The organism is Acinetobacter sp. 3657 (assembly GCF_031456775.1).
Lineage (GTDB): Bacteria > Pseudomonadota > Gammaproteobacteria > Pseudomonadales > Moraxellaceae > Acinetobacter.
Map to the genome: position 1 here is coordinate 38532 of NZ_JAVDVH010000009.1, position 25294 is coordinate 63825.

Genomic DNA, 25294 nt, shown 5'->3' on the forward strand with positions numbered 1-25294 from the left:
AATCAAAGCTCAACTTGGAAAGTATGTTCTTTTGCAGGGAAAGACTGATCTTGAACTGCAGCATGATACGCTTTAAATGCATCTAAAATAGCAGTTTCACCGGCCTGCTCTTTCATAAAATTACGAACAAAACGTGCAACACGCCCAAAAGTTAAGCCCAACATGTCTTGTGCAACGAGCACTTGTCCATCGGTTTCATTACCTGCACCAATCCCAATCACAGGTGTATTTGGGAATAATTCAGCAATTTCTTTACCGAGTTGTGCAGGAACACATTCGAGTAATAAAACAGCTGCACCAGCATCCACAACCGCTTGGCAGTCAGCAATCAATTGATCTGCCGCTTCGCGCGTTCTCGCTTGAAGCTTATAACCACCAAATACATGTACAGATTGTGGCGTTAAGCCCAAATGTACACAGACAGGAACGCCGTTACGGGTCAAGACTTGAACCAACTCACTCAGCCAAGCACCACCTTCAATCTTGATCATTTGCGCGCCAACTTGCATGACTGCTCTGGCATTTTTCAAACCATCTTCAACGGTCGCATAGCTCATAAATGGCAAATCAGTCATGATTAAGGCATGCGAATTACCACGACGTACCGCCGCAGTATGGTAAGCCATATCTTCCACTGTGACAGGAAGGGTTGAATCTCTTCCTTGAATCGCCATCCCTAGAGAATCACCGATTAAAATCGTATCAATTTCAGCCAATTCCATTGCTTTCGCCATACTTGCATCGTAGCAAGTTAGGCAAGAAAACTTGCGTCCTTCGGCTTTAAACTTTCTTAAGTCACTTAGACTAATCATGATGATGTCCTCTACAGGCATTTCCAGAACAAAATAATCTTAAGCGTTTGCCCAAGACTGATTTGCGATTACAATCAAGTTTGCTTGCTGTACCAGTTCTAAATCTTTTAACGGATGACCATTTAACTGTAAATCGGCATCTAAATCTAATAAAGGAATAACCACAAAATCACGCTCAAGAATCCCTGCGTGAGGTACAGTCAAACGCTCATTATGTATTTGCTCTTGACCATAAATCAGTAAGTCTAGATCAAGGGTACGTTCGCCCCAACGACGTAAACGTACACGCCCTGCTTCTTGCTCAAAGTGTTGTAATTGATCCAATAAAGCCAGAGGCGCAAGTGTGGTATCCAGTTGAACAACCGCGTTTAAGAAATTGGGTTGATCTTGAGGTCCCATCGGTGGACTTTGATAGAGCTTGGAAACCTGTACGGGACCTAAAGTCGCGAGTTTCGCAACAGCTTCTTTTAAAATCTGTTGCGAATCACCTAAATTACTTCCAAGACCAATAAAAGTGCGAATTGTCATTGCGTTGGTCCAAATACCACTTGGCTCAAATCACGTTGAACACGCTTACGCTTGAGAATCGGATGATCTGCATGAATCTTATGCGGGTCCATCGTTGCTTTTTCAGCGAATCGACTCGTAGATTCAGGTGCTCTCACACGTTCTTTCTTCGCACGACGATTTCTTGGTTCTGGCTCATTGACTAAAGGTTCGATTTCAGTAACTTTAATATCATCCGCATCAGCAACCTTGCGACGAGTTCGGGTGCGCTGACGATTGTACTGACGAATTGCCGCTTCTTTTTGATCAGCTGACATTTCTTGGTAGTTTTCCCACCAAACACCCATACCTTCAGTTTGGGTATCGCCAGATTTCTCACGAAGTAACAAGAAATCAAATCCAGCACGGAAGCGTGCATGCCCAGCCAAAGCTTCTATTTGCTGTGGTTTTGGATTCAACAAACGCGTTTGCATTTCCCAAACTTCACGGATAAAAGTTTCAGCAAAGCGTGGAATAATCGTTCGCGTTGCTTGACGCTTCAACACATCGAGTCCAGCTTGAGCACGTGCTTCAGCAGGAACAATCCCTTTATTTAAATAAAAGTCACAGCGCTCTAGAAAGGGTTTCCATAGTAATACTGCATAAAAGAATGCAGGATTGATGGTTTTCCCAATTTGAATCCGTTGATCGGTATTTCGAGCCGCACGCTCTATAAATGCGGTGATATTCGGTGGAATTTCGGCAAATAACTGCTTCCATACACCAAAATCAATCAACATTGGTAACACACGTGTTAAGTGACCCATGGTAAAGAGCTTTTGCGATTCATCATATAAACGATGTGGCGAAACATCACGCAATAGCTGCGTCATGTCTGGATTAAATACATCGAGAATCGATTGATCAATTTGAAAATTCAGTTTTGCTGCAAAACGCAATGCTCGCAACATACGTACTGGATCTTCTTCAAAACGCTGCGCAGGTTCACCGAGGAAACGTAAGCTACGTGATTTAACATCCTCAACAGCACGGCAGAAATCCAGCACGATGCCTTGTCGAGGTTGATAATACAAAGTATTGATTGAGAAATCTCGACGCGCGAAATCCTGCTCAATCGTTCCCCAATTATTATCACGAAGAATCATACCAGATGCACTGGTGACTGCTTTTTTAGGGGGTGCACGGAACGTCGCAACTTCAATAAGCTCGCGACCAGAATAAACATGTGCTAATTCGAAACGTCGCCCAATAATACGGCAACGTCGACCAAAAACTTCTTTCACTTGAGCGGGTGTTGCATCAGTAACTGCATCAAAATCCTTCGGATTAAGACCTAACATCAAGTCACGAACACCACCGCCCACAATATATGCCTCATAACCTGCTTTAGTCAGGCTATCAATCACATCTAATATTGAGGAAGGAAGTTGAGTTGTGGATAAACCACATTTTGACGCACGCAAAGTTTGCAAAAGACACTGTCTCCTACGTCAGGACGTAAATAACAATTTGTCGCTAATCATAGCTCTAACACACACAAAGGGCAATTTATTCTGTTGAAGATTCAATAGATCGATGCGTTTAATGTGTGATTTCATAACAAAACCTCTTTTAAAGCACCAGTCTTGCTTTATTCTTTTCAAGTAACTTTGGTCCTATTCCTTTTACATTCATCAGTTCATCCACCATTTTAAAACCACCATTCTTTTGACGATACTCAACTATGGCTTGCGCCTTTTTCTCCCCGACACCAGCTAAAGTTTGCAACTGCTGTAAGTTCGCCTGATTTAAACTAATTTTATCACCGCGAATATTTACAGAAGATGAAACTTGCTTAGTTGTTTGCTGCTGCGTAGGTCGTGATAGATAATAGTTATTGTTAGGCTGACTCGCCAATTGTTGATCACGTGTTTGCTGCTTCGCTTTCCATTTTTCATAGGATTGATCAAACTGCTGTGCATGAATACTCGGTACCAAACCCAAGCATAAAACGATGCACAAAAAAATATTATGTTTGCTGCTGAGTTGCGGCAAATTCATTGGATGTCCCCTGAAGTTTTAATTGTCGTTTTGCTTGCTCCCATAGTTCGTCCATTTCCGTCAAACTCATTTCTTGCAAGTCTTTATGTTGCCGTTGTGCCTGTTGTTCAATAAATGCAAAGCGATGTCTAAATTTATGAATCGTTGCCAACAGTGCTGTTTCACTCGACAGCCCAAGTTTACGTCCTACATTGATCAAAGAAAATAGACAGTCACCAAATTCCTCTTCTATTTCATCGGCTTTTTGGTTTTTTATCGCTTGCTGTAACTCTGCCAACTCCTCATCCAATTTTTCATAGGCATCTTCTACTGTTTCAAAGTCAAAACCGAGTTGTGCTGCTTTGTGCTGGATTTCATGAGCCTGCACCAGTGCAGGTGCATGTTTGATCTCGTCTAAACGCGACTGAGTTTTGCCCTGTTTCTCTTGCTGCTTAATTTGTTTCCATAACGCACTGACTTGTTCGGAACTTAGATTTTGAAATTTCTCAGCTTGAAATACATGCGGATGACGGCGAATGAGTTTCTCACTGATCGCATCCACAACATCTTGAAAATTAAAAGCACCTTGTTCACTAAACATTTGTGATTGAAACACCACTTGCAGTAACAAGTCTCCGAGTTCATTGCGGATTTCATCTAAATCCCCCACTCGAATCGCAGCTTCAACCTCATAAGCCTCTTCAATGGCATAACGCGTCAAACTGCTTGGTGTTTGTTGTTGATCCCATGGACATTTTTCTCGTAACTGTTGCATGATTTCTAATAACTTTTCCATGATGATCTCCCAAACCTAATACAGCCAAATTGTTGCAGCATAAAGCAGCTTATGCGTAATATACACCCACTCAAGAAATATCAATATAAAGGAAAGCCATGCAATATAGCGTTTTTATCACTGGGGCAGCGCAAGGAATCGGCGCGGAAATCGCTCGACTTTTTCATCAAAAGGGCTTCAAAGTCGGAATCTATGATATCAATGAACAACAGGCCCAAGCTTTAGCTCAAGAACTTGGGGAAAATGCTAAAGCGGGATATCTAGATGTGAGCAATGATCGCCAATGGCAAATCGCGCTACAAGAGTTTCAACACTGGGCAGGTGAACTGAATATTTTAATCAATAATGCTGGAATTTTATATTCTGGTGCGTTTGAACAAACTTCAATTCAATCACACCAGCGTACGATGGATATTAATATCAAAGGGGTTTTAAACGGCTGTTATACTGCTTTTCCATATCTTAAAAATGCCAGTTTTGCTCGCGTGATTAATCTCTCTTCAGCGTCTGCGATTTATGGTCAAGCTGATTTAGCATCCTATTCTGCCAGTAAATTTGCAGTGCGTGGCTTAACCGAGGCACTCGATGTAGAGTGGAAAAAATATAATATCCGAGTCTTGGATGTCATGCCTTTGTTTGTGCAAACCAATATGGTGAAAGACATGAATGCAGGGAGTATTCAAAATATTGGCGTGGATTTAACCCCTGCCGATGTTGCAAAGCAGGTCCTGTATTTAGCACAACAAAAAGATCACGTACTGCTCCCAACACATACGCCTGTCGGAATTAAAACCAAACTCCTGTATCAACTATCTAGTATTAGTCCACAATTTCTAAATCGGCTCAGCAATTTATTATTATCTAGACAAAACAAACCATTTTAATCACATTATTAGACCTCTTTCATCATTAATTGCATCCTCCTTGTATTTCTCCATACTGGAGAAGTAAAATAGATTTATGAAGGAGGTTTATTATTTCAAATAAAATATAAAGAGGCTGAGTTTGATAATACCACCCCACATTTAGTTGAACTTTCACGTAAAATCAAAAAACACCAATAAAATCCAGAGAAAAAACAAACAATCATCATTAAAAAAAATAATAAACAAGTCAAAAAACTCAAGACAAAAACAAATTAAACAATATAAATCAATTGGATAAAACAAAAATTTTTTAAAAAGGATATAGTTAATAAAAATAAAATTAACTTTTATGACGCAGTAGACAGACAATTCTTTAAAAAAAGTATTAAAAAATCGTGACATTTAAAAATATTTTAAATAGAATCCACCCGCCATACTCATCTTGGCCATTTAACCGAAAACTTTTAAAGTGTTTATAATATGAAAAAACTATTAGTTTTAACTGCTGCTGCAACCCTTTCTTTTTCTACTTTTGCAGCAACTGAGGGTAAACCTTTCTCTACAACTGAATTAAGAGCGATGGACTGCCCAACGCTTTCTGTTGAGCAAGCCAATGCAAAACGTGAACTCGCTGCCGCAGAAAAAAATATTGCCAACATTAATGCTAACGCTCAAGCACCAGGTAAAGCAATTAGCAAATGGGCTGGTGTTGCAGGCGGTGCATTAGCTGCATTTGGCGGTAACTCTGAGAAAACAGCGAAAGCAAGTCAAATTGCAAATAATATTGCAGGTGAAGACGATACTTCTGATGTAAACAACCTTTCTGCTCAAGAAGCAATTAAAGTTAAGGCTCAAACTAATATTGATAATATTGCCACTTATCAAAAAAGCAAAAAATGCAAAATCTAATATAAATATTATGTTCAGATAAATCTGATCATTCATATTTATTGATCGCAAATATAATAAAACCCGCTTAAGCGGGTTTTATTATGATCCAACAATATTTAACTGCCTTGAACCAAACGTCTTGCACTAATAATCCCTGGTTGTTGCTCTAAACGAGCCAACAAACGAGAGAGTTGTGCTAAACCTTTGACTTCAATTAGCAACTTCATATTGGCAATACCATCGGATTCAGAAATTGTATTGACCTGACGAATATTGATTTGATCAGAAAAAATCACTTGGGTTAAATCTTTGAGCAAACCACGGCGATCATAAGCCTCAACCACGATCTGAACACTCTGACCACGGGTTGGCTGCATTTCCCAATCCGCTTCTACTGCACGCTCAGGCTCTAGCCCTGTCATCCGTATATAATCCGTACAAGCGACCTTATGGATGCTCACACCACGATTTAAAGTGATATAGCCGCCAATCGACTCGCCATGTACAGGCTGACAACATTGAGCAATGTGTAGTTCCACATTATCCAAACCATCAATCAAGATTCCATGTGCAGACAAAGTATGACTAGCACGCGGATTTAATGCTGGCTTCAACACCAACTCAGGTTCATCTTGATCCAAATGCATCTGACGATTCACTTGGTTAATCAGCGCATGCAGACTAATGTCCCCACTGACCAATGCAACCAAAATATCATCACCAGATTTTAGATTAAAATGAGATGAATAATCTTTTAAATCAATACTTTTTGGGTGAATCGCCAGCCGTGCAAGCTCCTTGTTCAGCAGCTCTCGTCCCACTTCGATATTCTTACTACGATCTTGTTGTCTAAACCAGTGACGTAGCTTGTCTCGTGCGCGCGAAGTTTTGATATAACCTAAGGAATTTACCAACCAATCACGGTTTGGCTCTCGATCTTTCTTGGTTAAAATCTCAACCTGTTCACCCGTTTTTAAGGTATAGGTTAATGGCACATAACGCTGATTTACCCGTGCGGCATAGCATTTGTTCCCCACCTCAGTATGCACATGATATGCAAAGTCGAGAACCGTTGAACCACGCGCTAACTCCTTAATATCACCATCACGACTAAACACATAAATCTTTTCAAAATTCTCAAAATCTTGAATCTGATCTATACCATTTGACTCATCGTCTTCGCCATGTGGTGTGGTTTCAGTACGTTCCTGATAATGCTCAAGTACTGCACGCAATGAATGCAAGCGATCATTAAAAGAATGATCGGTATTTTTTGCACCTTCTTTATAGTTAAAGTGCGAGCAAACCCCGAGTTCAGCTTCTTCGTGCATCTCAAAAGTACGAATTTGCACTTCTAGAGATTTATTCTCTGCAATGACTGCCGTATGCAAAGAGCGATAACCATTGGCTTTCGGGTTGGTGACATAGTCATCAAACTGATTTGGAATATGCCGCCATAACTGATGCACGATCCCCAAGGCATGGTAACAATCGGGTACGCTTTTCAACAATACACGCACTGCGCGTATATCATAGAGCTGATCGAAGCTGAGATTTTTGCTTTTCATTTTTCGATAAATCGAATAAATGTGCTTCACTCGCCCTGTAATTTCAGCATCAATATCATATACAGCCAATTCAGTCTTGAGCTTGTCAATCACAAATTGAATATACTGCTCTCGCTCCAAACGTTTTTCATTTAGTAACGACGCAATTTCTTTATAACGTTCAGGCGCTAAATAACGAAAGGCAAGGTCTTCCAACTCCCATTTAAGTTGCGCAATCCCTAAGCGATGTGCCAACGGAGAGTAAATGGTTAAGATTTCTCGAGCGACACGTTCTTGACGCTCTTTACTTGCATTGGCTAACTCACGCAACGCATAAGTACGTTCTGCTAGCTTGATTAAAACAACACGCACATCTTCTGTCACTGAGATGAGCATCTTGTATATGCCGTTTAAATGTTCACGCTGGTTATTATTAAAATGATCTTCTAGTCGCTTATTTTTTTCAATCAACTCAGACAGTTTACCCATCGCAAGTGTACCTTTGACGAGCGCCAATACTTGCTCGCCAAACTCACGCTGAATATCTTCTAGAGTGATTAAGCCCTCACGTACACTGCGATATAATACTGCCGCTGACAACGTATCTTCATCTACATGTAAATGCGCTAGAATATCTGCCATACCAATCCCAGTACTAAAGGTGTTGGTATGATGATTAACCGTAGTTTCTAACTCTTTTGCTAAGGTAAGCTCTGCAACTTTTTGTAGTTGTTTTAGCTCATCCCTATCCAAGATATCGCACACTCGATCTAGCCAAGAAACTAGACTACTTTGCGCTTCAGCGGCATGTTCTACAGTCGCTTCCTCAGACAATTCTTGGAATCGTCCAGGTAACTGTTCACGTACTGTGACCATACCATTCTCCTCTGGATATATAACTCATTTTCTAATCGTTTATCTCTTAGATTTTATCAAACTGATTTTTTTCAAATAAGGCAATAGATTCAACATGTTCAGTATGGGTAAACATATCCATCACTGCGGCTTTCCTAAGCCGATAACCATATTGCGCCAATACACCCGCATCCCTTGCCAGTGTTGAAGGATTACATGAAACATAAACGATTCTTTTTGCTCCAAAGTTCGGTACATATTGCATTACCTCAAATGCACCCGATCTAGGTGGATCAATCAATAATGCATCAAATCCTTGTTTTGCCCAAGAATGATGCGAAAAGTCTTTTGTTAAATCTTGTGAAAAAAACACAGCGTGAGCCAAATCGTTTGCTTTCGCATTCTCTGTGGCCCGTTGTACCATTTCATCACTTGCTTCAACACCTACCACTTGACCCGACTCACCAACACAACGTGCTAAAGGCAGAGAGAAGTTACCTAACCCACAGAATAGATCAAGTACCCTTTCCCCTTGCTGTAATTCTAGCAATTCACATGCCAATTGAACCATTTTAGCATTTATAGCGCCATTTACCTGCGTAAAATCCAAAGGTGAAAATGCGAAGTTGACAGCAAAATCTTCTAAACGGTAATGCAAGCGCATCGACGCTCGCGGATCATCCACGCGATGTACACTGTCCGCACCTTTAGGTTGCAAATACAACTGCCATTGCTTGTCTAACGCAAATTGACGTAATTGGTTGACATCCGATACATTTAATTCATCTAAGTGACGAATTAACAATGCGACCTCGGTATCTCCCATCGCCAACTCAATATGACCAATCTGCGCTTTACCCGCTAAGTTTTCAAGTAGCGCTCTTAGCTCAGGTAGTGTGTCCGATAAGCTTTGTTCCAACACCGTACACTGCTGAATCGCAGTTAAATGATTACTATGATGCTCTCGAAAGCCCATCACTAAACGGTCTTGCCTTGCAATGTAGCGAACACCAATCCTAGCACGACGTCGATAGTCCGCTTTAACTGAACGAATTGGATCGAGCCACTGTTCAGGCTGTAAACCAGCAAAGTGCTGTAGATGAGACTGCAACACATTTTGCTTCAGTCGAATCTGCTCATCGGGGTGAATATGTTGTAAGCTACAGCCACCACACACGCCATAATGTGGACAAATCGGCTCTATTCGCTGTTCAGCAGCCTCACTCTCAAGCGTGAGCATTTCAGCTTCTTCTAGACGCGTGGTCTGATGGGTAATTCTTGCTTGAACAGTTTCACCGACCAAAGCATTACGAATAAAAACTTTTTTACCCTGCTTTTCTTTCGGATGGTCTGCATGCGTTCCATAATGCGCAATCCCTCGCCCCTCATGCGAAAAAGCTTCGACTTGAAAGGTATAAATGGGATTTTGGGCTGGACGCTGTTTCGCTTTATGTTTCAAAAGATGAACCTAATTTTGGGGCGCAAAAGTGTGTGCGGTGAATACAGTATATTGCGATGTTCGCTGCCATACCTGTAAAAAATCTGATTGTTGCGTTTGCGTTTGTAAATATTCAACTGTTGACTGAATCATTTGCTGATGATCCTGTTGATTTAGCTGACCTTTTAATAGTAACCAACGCAAATACACCAGCCACGTATTTAAAACATCACCTTCACAATAACTGGTCAGTTTTAACCACTGCTCTGTACGAACATACTCAGGCACATGATAGCCAGACTCACCACGCTTACCAGGAAAACCAAGAAGACACGCAATATCATCCAGCTTTTGGAAATTACGACCATTAAACATCGCCATAACATCCATCAAATCAACATGACGATGATGATAACGGTTCTGGTAATTATTAAAGCGTTTTTGGTTATCAATTTCACCTTGATCAAATAAGCTCGGTGCCGTAAGTCCGTGATACATGGCTCGGAATAAGATCACAGGTAAATCAAACTGTGAACCATTCCAACTGACCAAAGTTGGCTGTTTCTTATCAAAAATAGATAAAAACTTAGTCAACATTTCCGCTTCAGAATTTTGCTCCCGACTAAATGAAAACAATCGGAAACCTTTTTCATCAATCCATAAACCTGAGATACATACGATTTCATGTAAAGGCAAACGTTGAAAGTCTATACCAGACTCTTGACGACGGATCTTGGTCAGTGCCTGTTCCACATCGGCTTCAGGTAAATCAAGGTGATAAAGATGAGCACCAGCTTTTAAATCAGTCAGCGTTTCAATATCAAAAACTAAAATCGGTAAACGTAAGCTCATCATTCAATACAATTCATCTAGGCTTGGTCTTCATCTTGCACTGAAAACAATCCAGTCGACAAGTAACGATCACCTCGGTCGCAGATAATACAAACAATCACGGCGTCTGGATTCTCTTCTGCGATTTTAAGCGAAGCCCAAACGGCACCGCCCGAAGATGTACCCGCGCTAATGCCTTCCTTACGAGCCAGTTTACGCATGGTTCTTTCCGCTTCGATCTGCGGAATATCCATAATACGGTCGACACGACTAGCATCGTAAATGGTAGGTAAATATTCTTGTGGCCAACGGCGAATACCCGCAATGCTCGACCCATCCGAAGGTTGTAGACCAATAATTTGAATCTCAGGGTTTTGTTCTTTTAAATATTTTGAGACACCCATAATTGTGCCTGTGGTTCCCATCGAACTGACAAAATGCGTGATTTTTCCAGCAGTTTGCGCCCAGATTTCAGGACCTGTGCTGAGATAGTGTGCTTCTACATTATCAGGGTTGCCAAACTGATTGAGTACAAAGCCTTTGCCCTGTTCTTGCATTTGTAGCGCCAAGTCACGCGCGCCTTCCATGCCTTGTTGCTGTGTCACTTCAATTAACTCAGCCCCATACGCCGACATGGCATCTTTTCGTTCTTGGCTCATGTTGTTCGGCATGATCAACTTCATGTTATAGCCGCGCATCGCTGCGACCATCGCTAAAGCAATTCCAGTATTTCCACTGGTTGCTTCAATTAAAGTATCGCCCGGCTGAATTTGTCCGCGCTTTTCTGCTTGGATAATCATATTGTATGCAGGACGATCTTTAACTGAGCCTGCTGGGTTATTGCCTTCTAATTTGGCTAATACCGTGGCTTGAGTATGACTTGCTAACCGCTGTAAACGCACTAAAGGAGTTTTACCAACATAACGATCTAGCAAATAGTCGTCGAGTAAAAATTCATTTGCTAAAAAATCAGTTTGCGTATTCGTCATGATCGACACCGACATCAATGTGGCGACTATTGTATGAAAAAAACAGAGAAACTGCACCTTTTCACGCTGCTTTTTATTGACCGCTAAACGCTCACGCGATGTAAAGCGTGCTAAGATATTTTGCAGAATGATAAATCTGCCCCAACTATGTCAAATTTCAATAAAGCCATCTCTAAACGTTTACGGCTCAATCATGCTTACGGACAACTGATTGCACTCATTTTCGTGCCAATCGCCATTTTGACAGCCGTGGGAATCATCTGGGTTTTATCAGAAACAACCAATGCCGCCAAACAACAACAAAACGCAGAAGCTTCCGCCATTTTGGCACGTTACCATCAGACCTCAACTGAGTTATTTCATCTGATACAAGAGCATCCAGATCAGTACGATCGTGCTCAAAACTTGATGCAGAAGATGTTTGATGAAAAAAACTTACAACGTGCAGTACTAATTGACAATAAAGGACAAACCTACTTAACCGTTGGCTATCAAAATAATCGCTTTTGGCCGAACTTCCCCAAAAATGGTCACTTTTTTGGACCTATCCCACATAATGATAATAATATTTATGGTGTAAGACTGGATAACAGCAACCCCAATTCAGTGTGGTTAATGATTGAGTTAAATAATCACTCACTCGAACTCGCTCGCTATAAGATTTTACTTTCATTGGTTGCCACAGGACTGCTGACACTCTTAATTTTATTATTTTGCTTAAATGTTTTTTCTCGTCGTTGGCTCGCCCCGTTATACGAGATCCGTATGCAAATGCAACGCCTCAATGCCGATACATTGGATCAGCATATTGTGGTCAACAGTACGGGGGAACTCCGTTTACTCCAACGAGATATCGCCAATGTGGTTAAGCGCTTGCATTTCAGTTTCTTAGAGTTAAAAGAACATACTGAGCAAACTGAGGAAGACTTACGCCGAACACTGGACACTTTAGAAGTTCAAAACATTACCTATCGTCAGGCACGTGACCAAGCTATTTCATCGAACCAATCGAAATCAGTCTTTCTTGCCAACATTAGCCACGAGTTAAGAACACCACTGAATAGTATTGATGGTTTTATTCACTTATTGCTACGTCAGCAAAACTTAAGCAACGAACAGAATTTATACCTACAAACCATTCGTAAATCATCGGCACACCTTCTAGCGCTCATCAACGACGTTCTTGATTTTTCTAAAATTGACGCTGGAAAATTAGAGCTTGAAACTGCGCCATTTGACCTAGAAGAAGCCATCTTTGATGTGATGGATATGCTGTCTCCTTTGGCTGCACAAAAACATATCAATATGGCATTTTATTATGCGGATAATATCCCACAACATGTGGTCGGTGATGCATTACGCTTTAAGCAAATCCTAACCAACCTCATTTCTAATGCGATTAAATTCACACCTGATGGTGAGATCATCGTTCGTGTGCGTATGGAAGATGATGATATTGGACAATGTCTATTACATTTTAGTGTTCAAGACAGTGGTATTGGTTTAAGCGGCACAGATCGCAAGAGATTGTTTGAGTCCTTCTCGCAAGGTGATGCATCTGTCACACGTCAATTTGGTGGTACAGGGCTAGGCTTAGCCATCTCCAAACAACTGGTGCATTTGATGCGAGGTCAAATCGGCTTTGAAGACAACCAAGAACGCGCACCGACCGAAAAAGGCTCAACGTTCTGGTTTACCGCTTCATTTAAAGTAGAAGAACAAGATGCAATAATCGAACATCCTCGATTTGACCATTTACAAGTGGTGTCTTATTTAGCGCATCCAGCAACGGCAAGTGTACTCCGTTTATATCTCGAAAATTATCATGTTGATCATATCGAAACACAGTCGATTTTAGATTTATTTAGTCGACTCAACCATCTCAATCAACAAGAAAATACGTGGCTCATCGTCGATTATAGTGGTGATACCGAGGCATTGCTCAAAGAAATTCGTCAACGTTATCATGGCAATCTCGCTGTTTACGGCTATCAGATGAACCTCGATCCGAACATGTTAAATGAGTACCGTGCTCGACCAATCTACCAACCTTTGAGCCGTCGTGAACTGATCCAACTGTTAGGCAATCAACCTATTTTTGAGCAAGAACCAGAGGATTTTAATGGTCAAGGCCTACATATCTTAGCGGTGGATGACCATTTACCCAACTTGATCGTGCTTGAAGCCCTGTTAGGTGAACTCAATGTCACCACCACCAAAGCATTGAGTGGACAGAAAGCCATTGATATCATTCAAGAGCGCATTGAACAAAAATCGCCACCTTTCGATCTGGTCTTTATGGATATACAAATGCCAGTGATGTCAGGCATTGATACAACACGTGCGATTCGCTCATTAGAGTCAACTTTAGATTCAGGTATGCAACTGCCGATCATTGCACTGACTGCACATGCGCTGGCAGATGAAAAACAAAAACTCCTCAAAGTTGGTATGAATGACTATGTCACCAAGCCGATTCAAATGGAGCAAATTATTCAAATATTGACGCAGTGGACCAAGAATAACTTTAGCGCTCAGCCCGTAACAAATGAAACCAAACGCCCAATAGAATCGCTTGACCCACAGATTTTAAATTGGCAACAAAGTATCCAATTGGCTGCCAATAAAGAAGATTTAGCTCAAGACTTATTACGTATGTTAGTCGATAGTTTTGATACCGAACTCACTGAAATGCAACAACTGATTGAGGTAGAAGACTTCCCCCAACTTGAACACGTGCTCCACCGTCTTTATGGCGCAACGCGATATGTCGGCACCCCGACCTTACAACGTGTTGCAGGTGAGTTTGAACAATTTGTTTCCACGCTACGTAAAGAACGTCGCAAAGCGGATGAAGGCTTTATTCAAGAAACAAACCATCGTTTTAATGAGCTAAATTTTGCAATTGAACAAGTCAGACAATCAGCAAATTTAATCTTAAATTTGAATGACAGCTAAGGTGACTGTTGTGTCATGTTTCATCTTAAAAACTCATGCTATGCTGCCGATCATCAAACACAATAAGAGTATGACAGATGGCCGTTTTACGCGTTGAAAAGAATAATGGCATTGCAACGGTTTACCTCAACCGTCCAGATAAACGCAATGCAATGAGTTTTGCGTTGTTAAAGGAACTTGTTGCAACTGCCAAAAAAATTGAAAAAGATCGTTCGATCCGTTGTGTCATTTTAACGGGTGAAGCGCAGGTGTTTAGTGCAGGTATCGACTTGTCTGATCTAAACAACCCTAAAAATACCGTGTTTGCGGCATGGGAACTGATCAAACCGGGACAAAGCCTCTTTCAAAAAGCGTTTTTAATTTGGCAAAACTTACCGATTCCAGTCATCGCGGCCATTGAAGGCTATTGCTTTGGCGCAGGTATGCAACTTGCACTCGCAGCCGACATTCGTATTGCCACGCCAGATACTCAAATGTCAATCATGGAAAGTCGTTGGGGGCTTGTGCCTGATATGGGTTTAACCCGTTCTTTAAAAGGTTTAATCGGCGTTGATTTAGCCAAAGAATTGACCCTGACAGCACGTATTTTTGATGCGCAATACGCCAAAGAAATCGGCTTGGTCACGCATTTGGACGCTGATCCATTAGCAAAGGCAAATCTCATTGCCCAAGAAATGCTACAACGCTCTCCAGATGCATTGATGGCTGCCAAACGTGTATTAGATGCAATGCAACATCAGCCAGAAAAAGCACTACGCTTAGAAAAGCTGTGGCAGCTTAAACTGATTTTAGGTAAAAACAGCGCACTTGCACGCAAGAAAGATAAGAACCCTGAAATTGAATTTTTACCAAGACAATATAAATAAGCTGAATTTAATCTCAAATCTATCCCATTATTTATTATCGTGGGGCGACATGGATGTCGCCTGTTGGACAGGGGTAACATCGACGTACCCTCTGTCCAACAAAGGGTTTTTGTTACTTTTCATCCGTGAAAAGTAAGGTCAACGCCAACGCAAAGACAATTCAATTCCTCGCACTTTATGAGGCTACGTAAATTTTAAAGCTTAATATGACATAGGCTACAAATGGCGTTTCCAAATATCATATTTGAGCGAAAAGTTTTAAATCAAAATCGTTAAGTTATTGAGTTTTTATATGCAAATCAATCCACAAACACCTATCGCTTTTTTAGGTATGGGCTTAATGGGTACACGCATGACAGCCCGACTCCTTCAAGCAGGCTACTCAGTTGCCGTTTGGAACCGCAGCCCACATGCTTGTGAAACACTCATTAAACAAGGTGCAACTGCTTTAGAACTCGATCAGATTGCAGACTATCCCGTTATTTTGACCTGCTTGGCGGATGACAAAGCAGTTCAAAGTGTTTTCATGAAAATTCAGTCTTACCTACAACCACAACAAATTATCGTTGATTTCTCTAGCTTATCGGTAGCAGCAACCCAAGAATTGGCTCGATCAGCTCAACAACAACAAGTCACATGGATCGACTCCCCTGTTTCGGGTGGAACGATGGGCGCAGAACAAGGCACACTGGTTATCTTTGCAGGTGGAAATGCTCAGACCATCGAACAACTGAACCCAATCTATCAAGTCCTATCGCAACGTGTAACCCGTATGGGCGATTCAGGAACAGGACAAGCCACAAAAATCTGTAATCAACTGATTGTTGCAGCCAATAGCACATTAATTGCTGAAGCCGTTGCGCTTGCCGACCAAGCTGGTGTGGATACGACTTTACTCGCTCCTGCACTTGCAGACGGTTTTGCTGATTCTAAACCTCTACAAATACTTGCTCCCCGTATGGCAACACACACCTTTGAACCAGTGCAGTGGAAAGTCCAAACCCTCTCTAAAGATTTAAACAATGCTTTACAACTTGCACAAAGCTTTAACCTACAGATACCTGTCGCACAAAAAGCTCTACTACAGTTACAAGCACACCAACAAAATGGCTTTGCTGAGAATGATTTAGCTACTATCATTCAACATATAGAACAATAATTAATGAATCATGGAGGTTAATATGAGTCATCTTGCAGTCAATTTATCGATGATTTTTACTGAAGTACCTTTAATCGAGCGCTTTGCTTTAGCACACGCACATGGTTTTCAGCATGTTGAAATTCAATTTCCCTATGAATTAGAAATTTTTGATATCCAAACCCAACTTGACCAATACAACCTCTCTTTGTGTCTCATTAATGCCCCTGCGGGAGACCTGATGCAAGGTGGTAATGGATTGGCTGGTGTTCCTGGATTAGAAACGACATTTTATCAAGCACTTGAACTTGCGATCAGCTATGCCAATGCATTGAATGTACCTCGCATAAACATACTCGCAGGCAAACAACCTTTAGATGCCGATTTACTACCTTGCTTAAACACACTGGCAAGCAATCTGAAACTCGCATGTCATATGCTGACAGAACACGATATTGAGCCTGTATTTGAAATGATCAATGGCACCGATATGCCCCGTTTTTTAATACAAAATATTGCCCAAGCGCAAGAAATGCTTGAAGCGGTGAATCATCCTGCACTTAAAATGCAATACGATTGCTATCACATGGCGATGATGGGGGAAGATGTTTTAGCCGGTTTACAAGAGAACCTTCATCACATTGGGCATATACAATTTGCTGATTGTCCGAGTCGCCATGAGCCTGATACTGGAAATATTCCTTATAAACAAATCTTTGACTGGTTGTTACAAAGTGATTATCAAGGTTTAATTGCCGCCGAATACAGACCAGAAACACATTCAGATCAATCATTTGCATGGAAAAAGAAATATTTTTCAAATGATGTGAACACATAATCTGTTACGGCTAAAATTTGAATTTTTTTGTTAAAAACGGTATATTTGACAATGAGCAATTGTCAGGAAAATATACGCCCCATGAATTTAGAACCATCGCCCAGCGCTTCTAATTCTCACGACCTAAAAATCAAAACTTCAAGCACCGATGTACAGGCTTGTTTAAAAGTCGTACATGAAGCCCTTACTGATGTAAAAGCCAAAGATATTCTAGAACTAGATGTCAGTTCTATTAGCAATGTTGCTGATGCAATTGTTATTGCCAGCGGCACTTCAACCCGTCATGTTAAAGCCCTCGCGGATAATGTTGCTGATGAAGCACGTAAAGCAGGTTTTCGCCCAATCGGTGTCGAAGGTGAACGAGACGCTGAATGGATCTTAATTGACCTAGGTTTCGTCGTTGTACACGTCATGTTACCTACTGCTCGTAAATTCTATGACCTTGAAAGTTTATGGCGCGCTCCTGAGTCTGTCGCATAAATATTTTAAGTAAAAAAGCGATCTTATATAGATCGCTTTTTTAATTTTTAAAGGTCAGATTTTCTTTTTATATCTTCACATTTTATTGCTCAATCGTGTCTTTTCTTCCCTCTCGAATAACTTCAAGCATTATGTCGGACATTTCTTTTCTCATTTTTTCTACCCTCCCACTTTTTAGCTCATCAATCAACTTTAGTTGCTCTTTACTTATATCTTTATAGTTGTCACCCGCCAAGTTTTTTATATCAAACGTCCCCATCAATTGCCGCTCTTCTTGTCTACACTCATAAAAAGCATATTCAACAATGGCTTTTTCATCTTTATTCATTTTTATCTGGGACTCAACTTTTTGCATTAAACAATTTGCATATTTTTCACTGGCCTCTTCAAGAGGCTCTGCTAAGACCATAGAAGAAAAAGAAAAACAGATAAATGAGATCACGAAAAATATTGTTCTTTTGATCACCCAAACCTCTTAAAATAATTTAAATATGTCCGTAGAACACTACCACCCTTAATATCTAATTAAAACAAAAAACGACCTAAGGCAGCCTTCTCAAATTTTCAACGACTAACTTCGCATCACCAAAGCTAAAATCAATCAATCCTACATAAATTTATTCACATCAAAAGAAAATCGCCTCTCCTCGCTTTAAAACTGACATGCTAAATTGTCAAATTTAACGTATTATAAAAATGCTTAAACACTCAATCTATAAAAAGTCATAACTGGAGTAAACAAAGTGAAGATTCTCATTACTGGTGCAAATACAGGTATTGGTTTTTCCACCGCTGAACAATTAGTTAAGCAAGGACAGCATGTCATCTTAGCCTGTCGCAACCCGCAAAAAGCCCAAGCTGCGCAGGACAAACTCCGTGCACTGGATCAAGGTCAAGTCGACTTAGTATCACTTGATTTAAATAGCCTCGAAAATACACGTAAAGCAGCAGACGAAATCGCCAATCGCTATGGCAGCCTAGATGTTCTAATTAACAACGCTGGACTATTTTCAAAGACCAAACAATTAACACAAAATGGTTTTGAGCAACAATTTGGTGTTAATTATCTTGGTCATTTTCTGCTGACGCACAAACTTATTCCAGTTTTACAGCAAGCACCCAAAGCTCGAATTATCCATCTCGCTTCAATTGCACATTGGGCTGGATCAATCAAACCCAATAAGTTCCGTGCAGAAGGTTTCTACAACCCATTGTTCTATTATGGTCAGTCTAAACTTGCCAACTTACTATTCAGTAATGCATTAGCCGAACAGATGGCAGGTAGTACCATTAGCAACAACGCCCTACACCCTGGTGGTGTCGCTTCTGACATTTATCGCGATTTGCCGAAACCCATTTATGAAGTAATGAAAATTGGTTTAGTACCCACTTCTGTTCCAGCCAAACTCATTACTCAAATGGCAATTGGCGGTGAATGGGAAAATCGCAATGGCGAGTATGTGAGTGCACATATGCCAGACTGGAAATCACCTCATGCTAAAAACCAACAGCTTGCACGTGATTTATATGCTCAATCTATGGATCTTGTAGAAAAGTATCTTTAATCAAAAAGTAGCAATCAAAAAAGCCACCCGAAGGTGGCTTTTACAACCTTGATTCAGGTCAGATTAGTGACCACCACCATTGATTGCTTTAGTCATGTCTTCAACCACTTTCTTCGCATCACCAAAGACCATCATGGTTTTTTCATTGTAGAACAAGTCATTATCTAGACCAGCATAACCTGTTGCCATAGAACGCTTGATCACCATAATCGTACGAGCTTTGTGTGCTTCAAGAATCGGCATACCGTAAATCGGTGATGTCGGATCATCTTTCGCCGCAGGGTTAACCACGTCATTTGCACCGATAACAAGAACAACATCAGTTGCAGGGAAGTCTGAGTTAATCTCATCCATCTCTAAGATGTCTTCATACGCAACATCAGCTTCAGCTAACAATACGTTCATGTGACCAGGCATACGACCAGCAACTGGGTGAATCGCAAAACGAACTTTTACACCTTGTTCTTTTAAGATTTCACACAACTCTTTAACTGCATTCTGTGCACGACCTTGCGCCATACCATAACCCGGTACGATCACAACGCTATCCGCATTTGACATCAAGAAGCCAGCATCATCAGCAGAACCAGAACGATAGTTACGTTGTACTTGCTCACCTTTGTCAACTGCAACTGCTGCGCCACCCATTGCACCACCAAATAATACATTGATGATAGAACGGTTCATCGCCTTACACATGATGTAAGAAAGAATCGCACCAGAAGAACCAACAAGTGAACCTGCAACGATCAACATATTGTTTTCAAGTGTGAAACCAATACCTGCTGCTGCCCAACCAGAGAATGAGTTCAGTAACGATACCACAACTGGCATATCACCACCGCCGACTGGTGCAATCCACATCCAACCAAATGCCAAAGCAAATGCAGTCATGATGTAGAACGCAGTCAAGCTATCTGTAGCGAAGTACACACCACCGAAAACTAACATTGTGATAAACAACAAAGCTTGTAGTGGTTTTACCCATGCACCTGAAATGGTTTTCGCCCATTTCTTTGCTGCAAGTTTGCCGTAAGCAAATACAGATGCTGTAAAGGTAATCGCACCAATGAAACAGCCCACAAACAATTCAAAACGATAGGTACTGCTAAAGCCAGTAAATGCTGTATAGCCTTCAGCCAACATCGCTTCATTCACAGAAGTCAATTGTGCTGCATCAAACTGGCCAAAATGAGCCGCTTTTAATACAGTCGCAATCGCAATCAATACTGCTGCTAAACCGACCAATGAGTGCATCAATGCAACCATTTCAGGCATTTGCGTCATTGGTACTGCGCGCGCTTTGGTAATCCCGATCGCTGCACCAGCAACCATTGCCAAACCAATCATCCAAACCACTGGACCTTCAGCCACAAAGAATGTCGTTGCAACCGCGATTGCCATCGCAATCATACCGTAACGGCTACCCGCAATCGCAGTCTTAGGACCTGACAAACCACGTAAAGTTAAAATAAAGAGGACAGCACCAATCAGGTAGAACCAATCCGCATAGTCTCGAATAAATTCCATCACACGCCCTCTTTTTTCTTTTGCTTAGGTTTGAACATTTCAAGCATACGCGCCGTTACAGCGAAACCACCGAAAATGTTAATACTTGCAAGGAACACAGCGATTGCACCTAAAATGCTAATCGGGTTAATGGTCTCAAAATAAACCGAACCCTCAATCCCAATAAATGGCAAACCGACGGTTTGAATCATTGCGCCAACAACAATAATTGAAGACAATGCGTTTGTTACAGCCATCAATGGCGTATGTAACGCAGGCGTTACACCCCAAACAACGTAATAACCTACGAAGATGGCAAGGACGAAAATTGTAATCGTTTCAACCATGAGAACTCTCCTTAACCACGCTTGAGCAGTACTTGACCGCCATGTGTCACGAGTAACGCTTTTTGGATTTCATCTTCTTGATTGATCGCAAAGGCTTTGTCTTTGTCAAACAATGTCTCAAGGAAGTTAAATACGTTACGTGCGTACAATGCAGATGCTTCAGTTGCAACTGTGCCCGGAATATTTGGGATACCCAAAATTTTCACGCCATTTTCAGTTGTTACTGTTTCGCCTTCTTTAGAACCTTCAACGTTTCCACCCGTTTCAACTGCCATATCTAAAATGACAGAACCTGGTTTCATTTTGGCAACGGTTTCAGCTTTAATTAAACGCGGCGCATTACGACCAGGAAGCAAAGCAGTTGTGATCACGATATCTGCATTTGATACCGCTTTATCCACAATCGCAGCTTGATCTTGAATGTATTGCTCACCCGGCATCCAACCATAACCATTCTTGGCAGCGTCGGCAGCTTTTTGCTTTTCTTCATCAGACATCGGCACGTCTAACCATTTACCACCTAAAGACTCAACTTGCTCTTTAGCGGTTGGACGTAAGTCGGTCGCTTCAACGATTGCACCCAAACGTTTTGCAGTCGCAATCGCTTGCAGACCAGCAACACCAACACCCATGATCACAACACGTGCAGGTTTTACAGTACCCGCAGCCGTCATTAACATTGGGAACATACGTTGATATTCAGCCGCAGCCAACAATACAGATTTATAACCTGCTAAGTTTGCTTGAGAAGAAAGTACATCCATATTTTGTGCACGTGAAAGTGTACGTGGAAGCAACTCTAAAGCAAAAGCAGACACTTGCTGAGCAGCAAATTGGTCTAATTCTGTGTTTCGGTAAGGGTCAAACATTGCAATCACAGATGTATTCGCCGCAAGTTTTTGAATTTCGTTACCACTAGGGGCACGTACTTTCAAAATAATTTGGCTACCTGTATATGCATCATCCGTAATGGCTGCGCCAACTTGTTCATAAGCACTGTCAATATACGCAGCTTTAACACCAGCGCCACGTTCAATAACAACGCTATGACCTGCGTTAATCAACTTCTTCACTGTCTCTGGTGTTGCAGCAACACGACTTTCACCGACGACAGTTTCGGTTGGGATTCCGATCTGCATGAGCGTTCCTCAAGCTAGTTTTTCTTAAGTAAACATCGCGAATCGCAATGTTTCCCCCAGGAGTATTCTTTGTAGAGACTTAGGATTTTAATGGAACTTTTTTAAAATTCCACCCAATATTTATTTAATAAATACCTATATTTTGAACTGATGATTCATATTAATGTTTCAAACTTGTATGATTGGTATGTTTGATTTTTATAATGCAAACCTACGCTTCGATACTCGTTAAAGATGATATGCCATTATCATCCACATAAATCTGCTCATATCTACACTTTGTATCGCATGCGCGATTGAATGGCAAAGCGATATCTATTGAAATAAATCTACAGCACAGCGTTCACTATAAATAAGCCTTGTTCAAATGCGTTACATATCAATGGCACTTGCGTCGGGTATCTACAGATTGACGACCTGAATCGGCATCATAAGCATGCGATTACGCGAGTGGATTGGCTTATTTAAACTTTTATTGTTTTTTTCGGCTACTTTTTATTAGCCCTGTTATTCACTTAAATTTAACCAAGCTTGAATGAATCGAAATTTCACTCCATTCAATGTAATGTTGGCGATTAAATAATAAGCACAATTAAAAAAGAAATGTAAAAACGTAGCTTGGCATTTTCTCAAGTGATATTTGTTTATTTTTTAGCAGCAAATTTCCGCATATTGCACAATATTGGTGCGATTTTTAAGCAAATTAGCCTGCCGCATCATTTTTTTGATTGAGTAAAAATAAAATTTCCTGAAAATGAGCGCCCATTGCCTCTTTTGCTAAACAATCATCAGGATTCCGCAATGGACATTGCGCCAAAGATAGGCAGCCACAACCAATACATTGATCGAGCTGTTGACGTAATTGCAATAACATCATGATTTGCTGATCAAGTTGGCCCTGCCATTGCTGAGACATCGTTTGCCAGTCTTGTTTGCTGGCAATTTGTTGCTTAGGTAAAGAAGCAAAGGTCTCTTTAATTTGCCCCAAGCTAATCCCAACTTGTTGCGCTGCTTTAATAATTGCAATTCGCCGCAATATAGCGCGTTGATAACGGCGCTGGTTACCTGAAGTTCGTACGCTCCATATCAGTTCTTTTTCTTCATAAAAACGAATAGTTGCAACACTTACACCACTTCGCTTTGCAAGCTCACCAATCGTGAGCCAAGCCTGTAATTGTTCTTGTTCCAAAATATGCTTGACCTCTAGTTAACTTGAGCTTTGATACTAGCATAACTCAGTTTTCCGAATGGTGTTTTCCAATGAATAATACAAATACGCAAGCTTTTACCATAATCAATCCAAATGAGTTGTATGACCCACGTGCCAATGGGTATAGCCATGTCAGCATCGTACAACCCAATATGCGTACCATTCATATTGCAGGTCAAGGCGGTGAAAATAAAAATGGTGAACTGTCACAAGATTTTGACCAACAGGTACAACAAGTCTTTTATAATATCCAACATGCTTTAACTTCAGCTCAAGCCCAACTTCAAGATATTGCTGTTTTACGTATTCTGGTTGTCGATCACGATGCTGAGAAACTTCAAAAATTGACTCATATCATGCAGCGTTTGTGGATAAATCATGTTTTCCCTGTTTGCACACTTATTCCTGTGCCCTGTTTAGCATTAAAAGACATGCAAATCGAAATTGAAGCAACTGCATATACCGCTTAGACCCGTTATAGAGAGAATTATGTCTGCCTCCCAAGATATTAGTCAAAATAAAGCCCTGCTCTGGTTTATGGCTGTGGCATGTGGTTTGTGTGCAGGTGCAAACTATTATAGTCAACCGTTGATCCATTCGATTCAGCAGTATTTTGCTGTGACGGAGGGTCAAGCTGCCCTCACCGTCACTTTTGCACAGGTTTCTTATGCCTTGGGCTTACTCTTTATTGTACCGATGGGCGATGTGGTCAATAAAACCAAGTTCATCCCTTTATTAATGTGTTTTTGTGCGGTCGGTTTATTTATTAGTGCTTTTTCAGTGAATTTGCCGATGTTATGGCTTGGAACAGTCTTGGCTGGTTTATTCTCAGTTGCGGCACAAATCCTGATTCCACTGGCAACCATGACGGTACAACCTGAAAAAACGGGTGAAGTGGTTGGCTTCTTGATGAGTGGACTATTGGTCGGAATTTTACTATCGACCAGTTTAGCAGGGTTATTTTCCAATTTATTTCACTGGAAAATGATTTATGCGGTCAGCGGTGTATTGATGTTGATATTGGCTTATGCCCTAAAAAGCCGTTTACCGTATGTGATGCGGATGAAAATGAATTATGGGCAAGTGTTTGCATCAATGGCACAACTACTGAAACAAGAAAAACGACTCTTATTGCGTGCACTTTCGGGTGGATTTGCTTTTGCAGCCGTCAGTATCTTGTTTTCTACCATCGCTTTACTTTTGGCTTCCGCACATCAACTGTCTGATCTACTGATCGGCATGGTTGGATTGGTCGGCATCTTTGGTGCATTATCGACACAATATATCGGTAAATATGCTGATCGAGGCTATACCCAACAATTGACATGGATGGGTTGCGGATTATTTATCTTGAGTTGGATCTGCTTCTATTATGGTCAGACTTATTTATTCAGTTATATTCTCGGCTTCGCACTAATCCAATTGGCTTTAGCACTCGTTCACACCAGCAATCAAAGCATTATTTTCCGTTTACGCCCTGATGCCAAGTCACGTATCAATGCCATCTATATGACCACCTATTTTATTGGCGGCGCTTGCGGTTCTGCACTGGGAATTTTCTCATGGAATCATGGAGGCTGGAGCATGACCTGTTTGGTTGGTCTCAGTTTGGTTTTCGCTTGTATGTTCTTTAGTTTCTTGGATAAGCTGGTTTCATCCAAAACCATTTCAGCCTAAACGATAAATGCCAAGA

At 41.1% G+C, this 25294-nt stretch carries 24 protein-coding genes; 10 read left to right on the forward strand and 14 right to left on the reverse strand.

Features of this window, described 5'->3' with window-relative positions:
- Window positions 1-2: 2 nt before the first annotated feature.
- The 5 genes from panB to mazG all read right to left on the reverse strand — a co-directional run bounded on the left by panB (window position 3) and on the right by mazG (window position 4134).
- On the reverse strand, window positions 3-812 hold the full coding sequence (gene panB, locus J2Y37_RS10970) for a 3-methyl-2-oxobutanoate hydroxymethyltransferase (protein ID WP_241323766.1): 810 nt from the start codon (window positions 810-812) through the stop codon (window positions 3-5).
- A 39-nt stretch (window positions 813-851) separates the two neighbouring features.
- Window positions 852-1340: a 2-amino-4-hydroxy-6-hydroxymethyldihydropteridine diphosphokinase gene (gene folK / locus J2Y37_RS10975; RefSeq protein WP_349032834.1), complete on the reverse strand. Its 489-nt coding sequence runs from the start codon at window positions 1338-1340 to the stop codon at window positions 852-854.
- Complete coding sequence (gene pcnB, locus J2Y37_RS10980) at window positions 1337-2791, reverse strand: polynucleotide adenylyltransferase PcnB (RefSeq protein WP_349032835.1); 1455 nt, start codon at window positions 2789-2791, stop codon at window positions 1337-1339. The genes folK and pcnB overlap by 4 nt, the downstream gene beginning before the upstream one ends.
- A 139-nt stretch (window positions 2792-2930) precedes the next feature.
- On the reverse strand, window positions 2931-3359 hold the full coding sequence (locus tag J2Y37_RS10985) for a ComEA family DNA-binding protein (protein ID WP_349032836.1): 429 nt from the start codon (window positions 3357-3359) through the stop codon (window positions 2931-2933).
- The gene (mazG, locus tag J2Y37_RS10990) at window positions 3328-4134 is read right to left on the reverse strand and encodes a nucleoside triphosphate pyrophosphohydrolase (protein ID WP_349032837.1); all 807 of its coding nucleotides are present in this window, start codon (window positions 4132-4134) and stop codon (window positions 3328-3330) included. Before mazG ends, J2Y37_RS10985 begins: the two co-directional genes overlap by 32 nt.
- A gap of 98 nt (window positions 4135-4232) precedes the next feature.
- On the opposite strand from mazG, the gene J2Y37_RS10995 reads away from it, so the two are divergent.
- On the forward strand, window positions 4233-5018 hold the full coding sequence (locus J2Y37_RS10995; protein WP_349032838.1) for an SDR family oxidoreductase: 786 nt from the start codon (window positions 4233-4235) through the stop codon (window positions 5016-5018).
- A gap of 462 nt (window positions 5019-5480) precedes the next feature.
- Window positions 5481-5909, forward strand: coding sequence for a hypothetical protein (locus tag J2Y37_RS11000; protein WP_349032839.1), 429 nt, complete (start codon window positions 5481-5483; stop codon window positions 5907-5909).
- A 98-nt stretch (window positions 5910-6007) separates the two neighbouring features.
- On the opposite strand, the gene J2Y37_RS11005 is transcribed toward J2Y37_RS11000, so the two are convergent.
- From J2Y37_RS11005 to cysM, 4 genes are read right to left on the reverse strand one after another with little or no spacing between them, the layout of a single operon-like run.
- Entirely contained in the window at window positions 6008-8314 is a 2307-nt protein-coding gene (locus J2Y37_RS11005) for a bifunctional (p)ppGpp synthetase/guanosine-3',5'-bis(diphosphate) 3'-pyrophosphohydrolase (protein WP_005198460.1), read from the reverse strand.
- A gap of 46 nt (window positions 8315-8360) precedes the next feature.
- On the reverse strand, window positions 8361-9752 hold the full coding sequence (rlmD, locus tag J2Y37_RS11010; protein ID WP_349032840.1) for a 23S rRNA (uracil(1939)-C(5))-methyltransferase RlmD: 1392 nt from the start codon (window positions 9750-9752) through the stop codon (window positions 8361-8363).
- Window positions 9753-9761: 9 nt separating this feature from the next.
- Window positions 9762-10586, reverse strand: coding sequence for a 3'-5' exonuclease (locus tag J2Y37_RS11015; protein WP_004672488.1), 825 nt, complete (start codon window positions 10584-10586; stop codon window positions 9762-9764).
- 14 nt (window positions 10587-10600) lie between these two features.
- Complete coding sequence (cysM, locus tag J2Y37_RS11020; protein WP_349032841.1) at window positions 10601-11551, reverse strand: cysteine synthase CysM; 951 nt, start codon at window positions 11549-11551, stop codon at window positions 10601-10603.
- 147 nt (window positions 11552-11698) lie between these two features.
- Here cysM and J2Y37_RS11025 point away from each other — a divergent pair, with 147 nt between their 5' ends.
- From J2Y37_RS11025 to rsfS, 5 genes are all read left to right on the forward strand, one after another.
- A complete protein-coding gene (locus J2Y37_RS11025) occupies window positions 11699-14509 on the forward strand; it encodes an ATP-binding protein (protein ID WP_241323776.1) in 2811 nt (936 codons plus the stop codon).
- A gap of 77 nt (window positions 14510-14586) precedes the next feature.
- Window positions 14587-15375: a crotonase/enoyl-CoA hydratase family protein gene (locus J2Y37_RS11030; protein WP_349032842.1), complete on the forward strand. Its 789-nt coding sequence runs from the start codon at window positions 14587-14589 to the stop codon at window positions 15373-15375.
- 292 nt (window positions 15376-15667) lie between these two features.
- Window positions 15668-16534 carry an NAD(P)-dependent oxidoreductase gene (locus tag J2Y37_RS11035; RefSeq protein ID WP_241323778.1) on the forward strand — a complete coding sequence of 289 codons (867 nt, stop codon included), beginning with the start codon at window positions 15668-15670 and terminating at the stop codon, window positions 16532-16534.
- Between the two features lie 22 nt (window positions 16535-16556).
- Complete coding sequence (locus tag J2Y37_RS11040) at window positions 16557-17351, forward strand: TIM barrel protein (RefSeq protein ID WP_004672481.1); 795 nt, start codon at window positions 16557-16559, stop codon at window positions 17349-17351.
- An 81-nt stretch (window positions 17352-17432) separates the two neighbouring features.
- Window positions 17433-17831: a ribosome silencing factor gene (gene rsfS / locus J2Y37_RS11045; RefSeq protein ID WP_004672480.1), complete on the forward strand. Its 399-nt coding sequence runs from the start codon at window positions 17433-17435 to the stop codon at window positions 17829-17831.
- Between the two features lie 82 nt (window positions 17832-17913).
- On the opposite strand, the gene J2Y37_RS11050 is transcribed toward rsfS, so the two are convergent.
- Window positions 17914-18297, reverse strand: a complete 384-nt coding sequence (locus tag J2Y37_RS11050) for a hypothetical protein (protein WP_241323780.1) — start codon at window positions 18295-18297, stop codon at window positions 17914-17916.
- 277 nt (window positions 18298-18574) lie between these two features.
- Between J2Y37_RS11050 and J2Y37_RS11055 the strand changes: the two genes are divergently transcribed.
- Window positions 18575-19396 (forward strand): SDR family NAD(P)-dependent oxidoreductase, encoded by an 822-nt coding sequence (locus tag J2Y37_RS11055; protein ID WP_349032843.1) that lies wholly within the window; start codon window positions 18575-18577, stop codon window positions 19394-19396.
- Window positions 19397-19459: 63 nt separating this feature from the next.
- Here the strand turns inward: J2Y37_RS11055 and J2Y37_RS11060 are convergent, their stop codons facing one another.
- The 4 genes from J2Y37_RS11060 to soxR all read right to left on the reverse strand — a co-directional run bounded on the left by J2Y37_RS11060 (window position 19460) and on the right by soxR (window position 23580).
- Window positions 19460-20926: an NAD(P)(+) transhydrogenase (Re/Si-specific) subunit beta gene (locus tag J2Y37_RS11060; protein ID WP_004672475.1), complete on the reverse strand. Its 1467-nt coding sequence runs from the start codon at window positions 20924-20926 to the stop codon at window positions 19460-19462.
- Window positions 20926-21252 (reverse strand): proton-translocating transhydrogenase family protein, encoded by a 327-nt coding sequence (locus tag J2Y37_RS11065; RefSeq protein ID WP_004672473.1) that lies wholly within the window; start codon window positions 21250-21252, stop codon window positions 20926-20928. The genes J2Y37_RS11060 and J2Y37_RS11065 overlap by 1 nt, the downstream gene beginning before the upstream one ends.
- Before the next feature lie 11 nt (window positions 21253-21263).
- Window positions 21264-22391 carry a Re/Si-specific NAD(P)(+) transhydrogenase subunit alpha gene (locus tag J2Y37_RS11070; protein ID WP_349032844.1) on the reverse strand — a complete coding sequence of 376 codons (1128 nt, stop codon included), beginning with the start codon at window positions 22389-22391 and terminating at the stop codon, window positions 21264-21266.
- A 703-nt stretch (window positions 22392-23094) separates the two neighbouring features.
- Window positions 23095-23580, reverse strand: a complete 486-nt coding sequence (soxR, locus tag J2Y37_RS11075) for a redox-sensitive transcriptional activator SoxR (protein WP_349032845.1) — start codon at window positions 23578-23580, stop codon at window positions 23095-23097.
- 71 nt (window positions 23581-23651) lie between these two features.
- Here soxR and J2Y37_RS11080 point away from each other — a divergent pair, with 71 nt between their 5' ends.
- Together J2Y37_RS11080 and J2Y37_RS11085 are read left to right on the forward strand one after the other, a co-directional pair.
- Complete coding sequence (locus J2Y37_RS11080) at window positions 23652-24071, forward strand: Rid family hydrolase (RefSeq protein ID WP_349032846.1); 420 nt, start codon at window positions 23652-23654, stop codon at window positions 24069-24071.
- Between the two features lie 19 nt (window positions 24072-24090).
- Window positions 24091-25278: an MFS transporter gene (locus J2Y37_RS11085; protein ID WP_005198482.1), complete on the forward strand. Its 1188-nt coding sequence runs from the start codon at window positions 24091-24093 to the stop codon at window positions 25276-25278.
- Window positions 25279-25294: the final 16 nt, after the last annotated feature.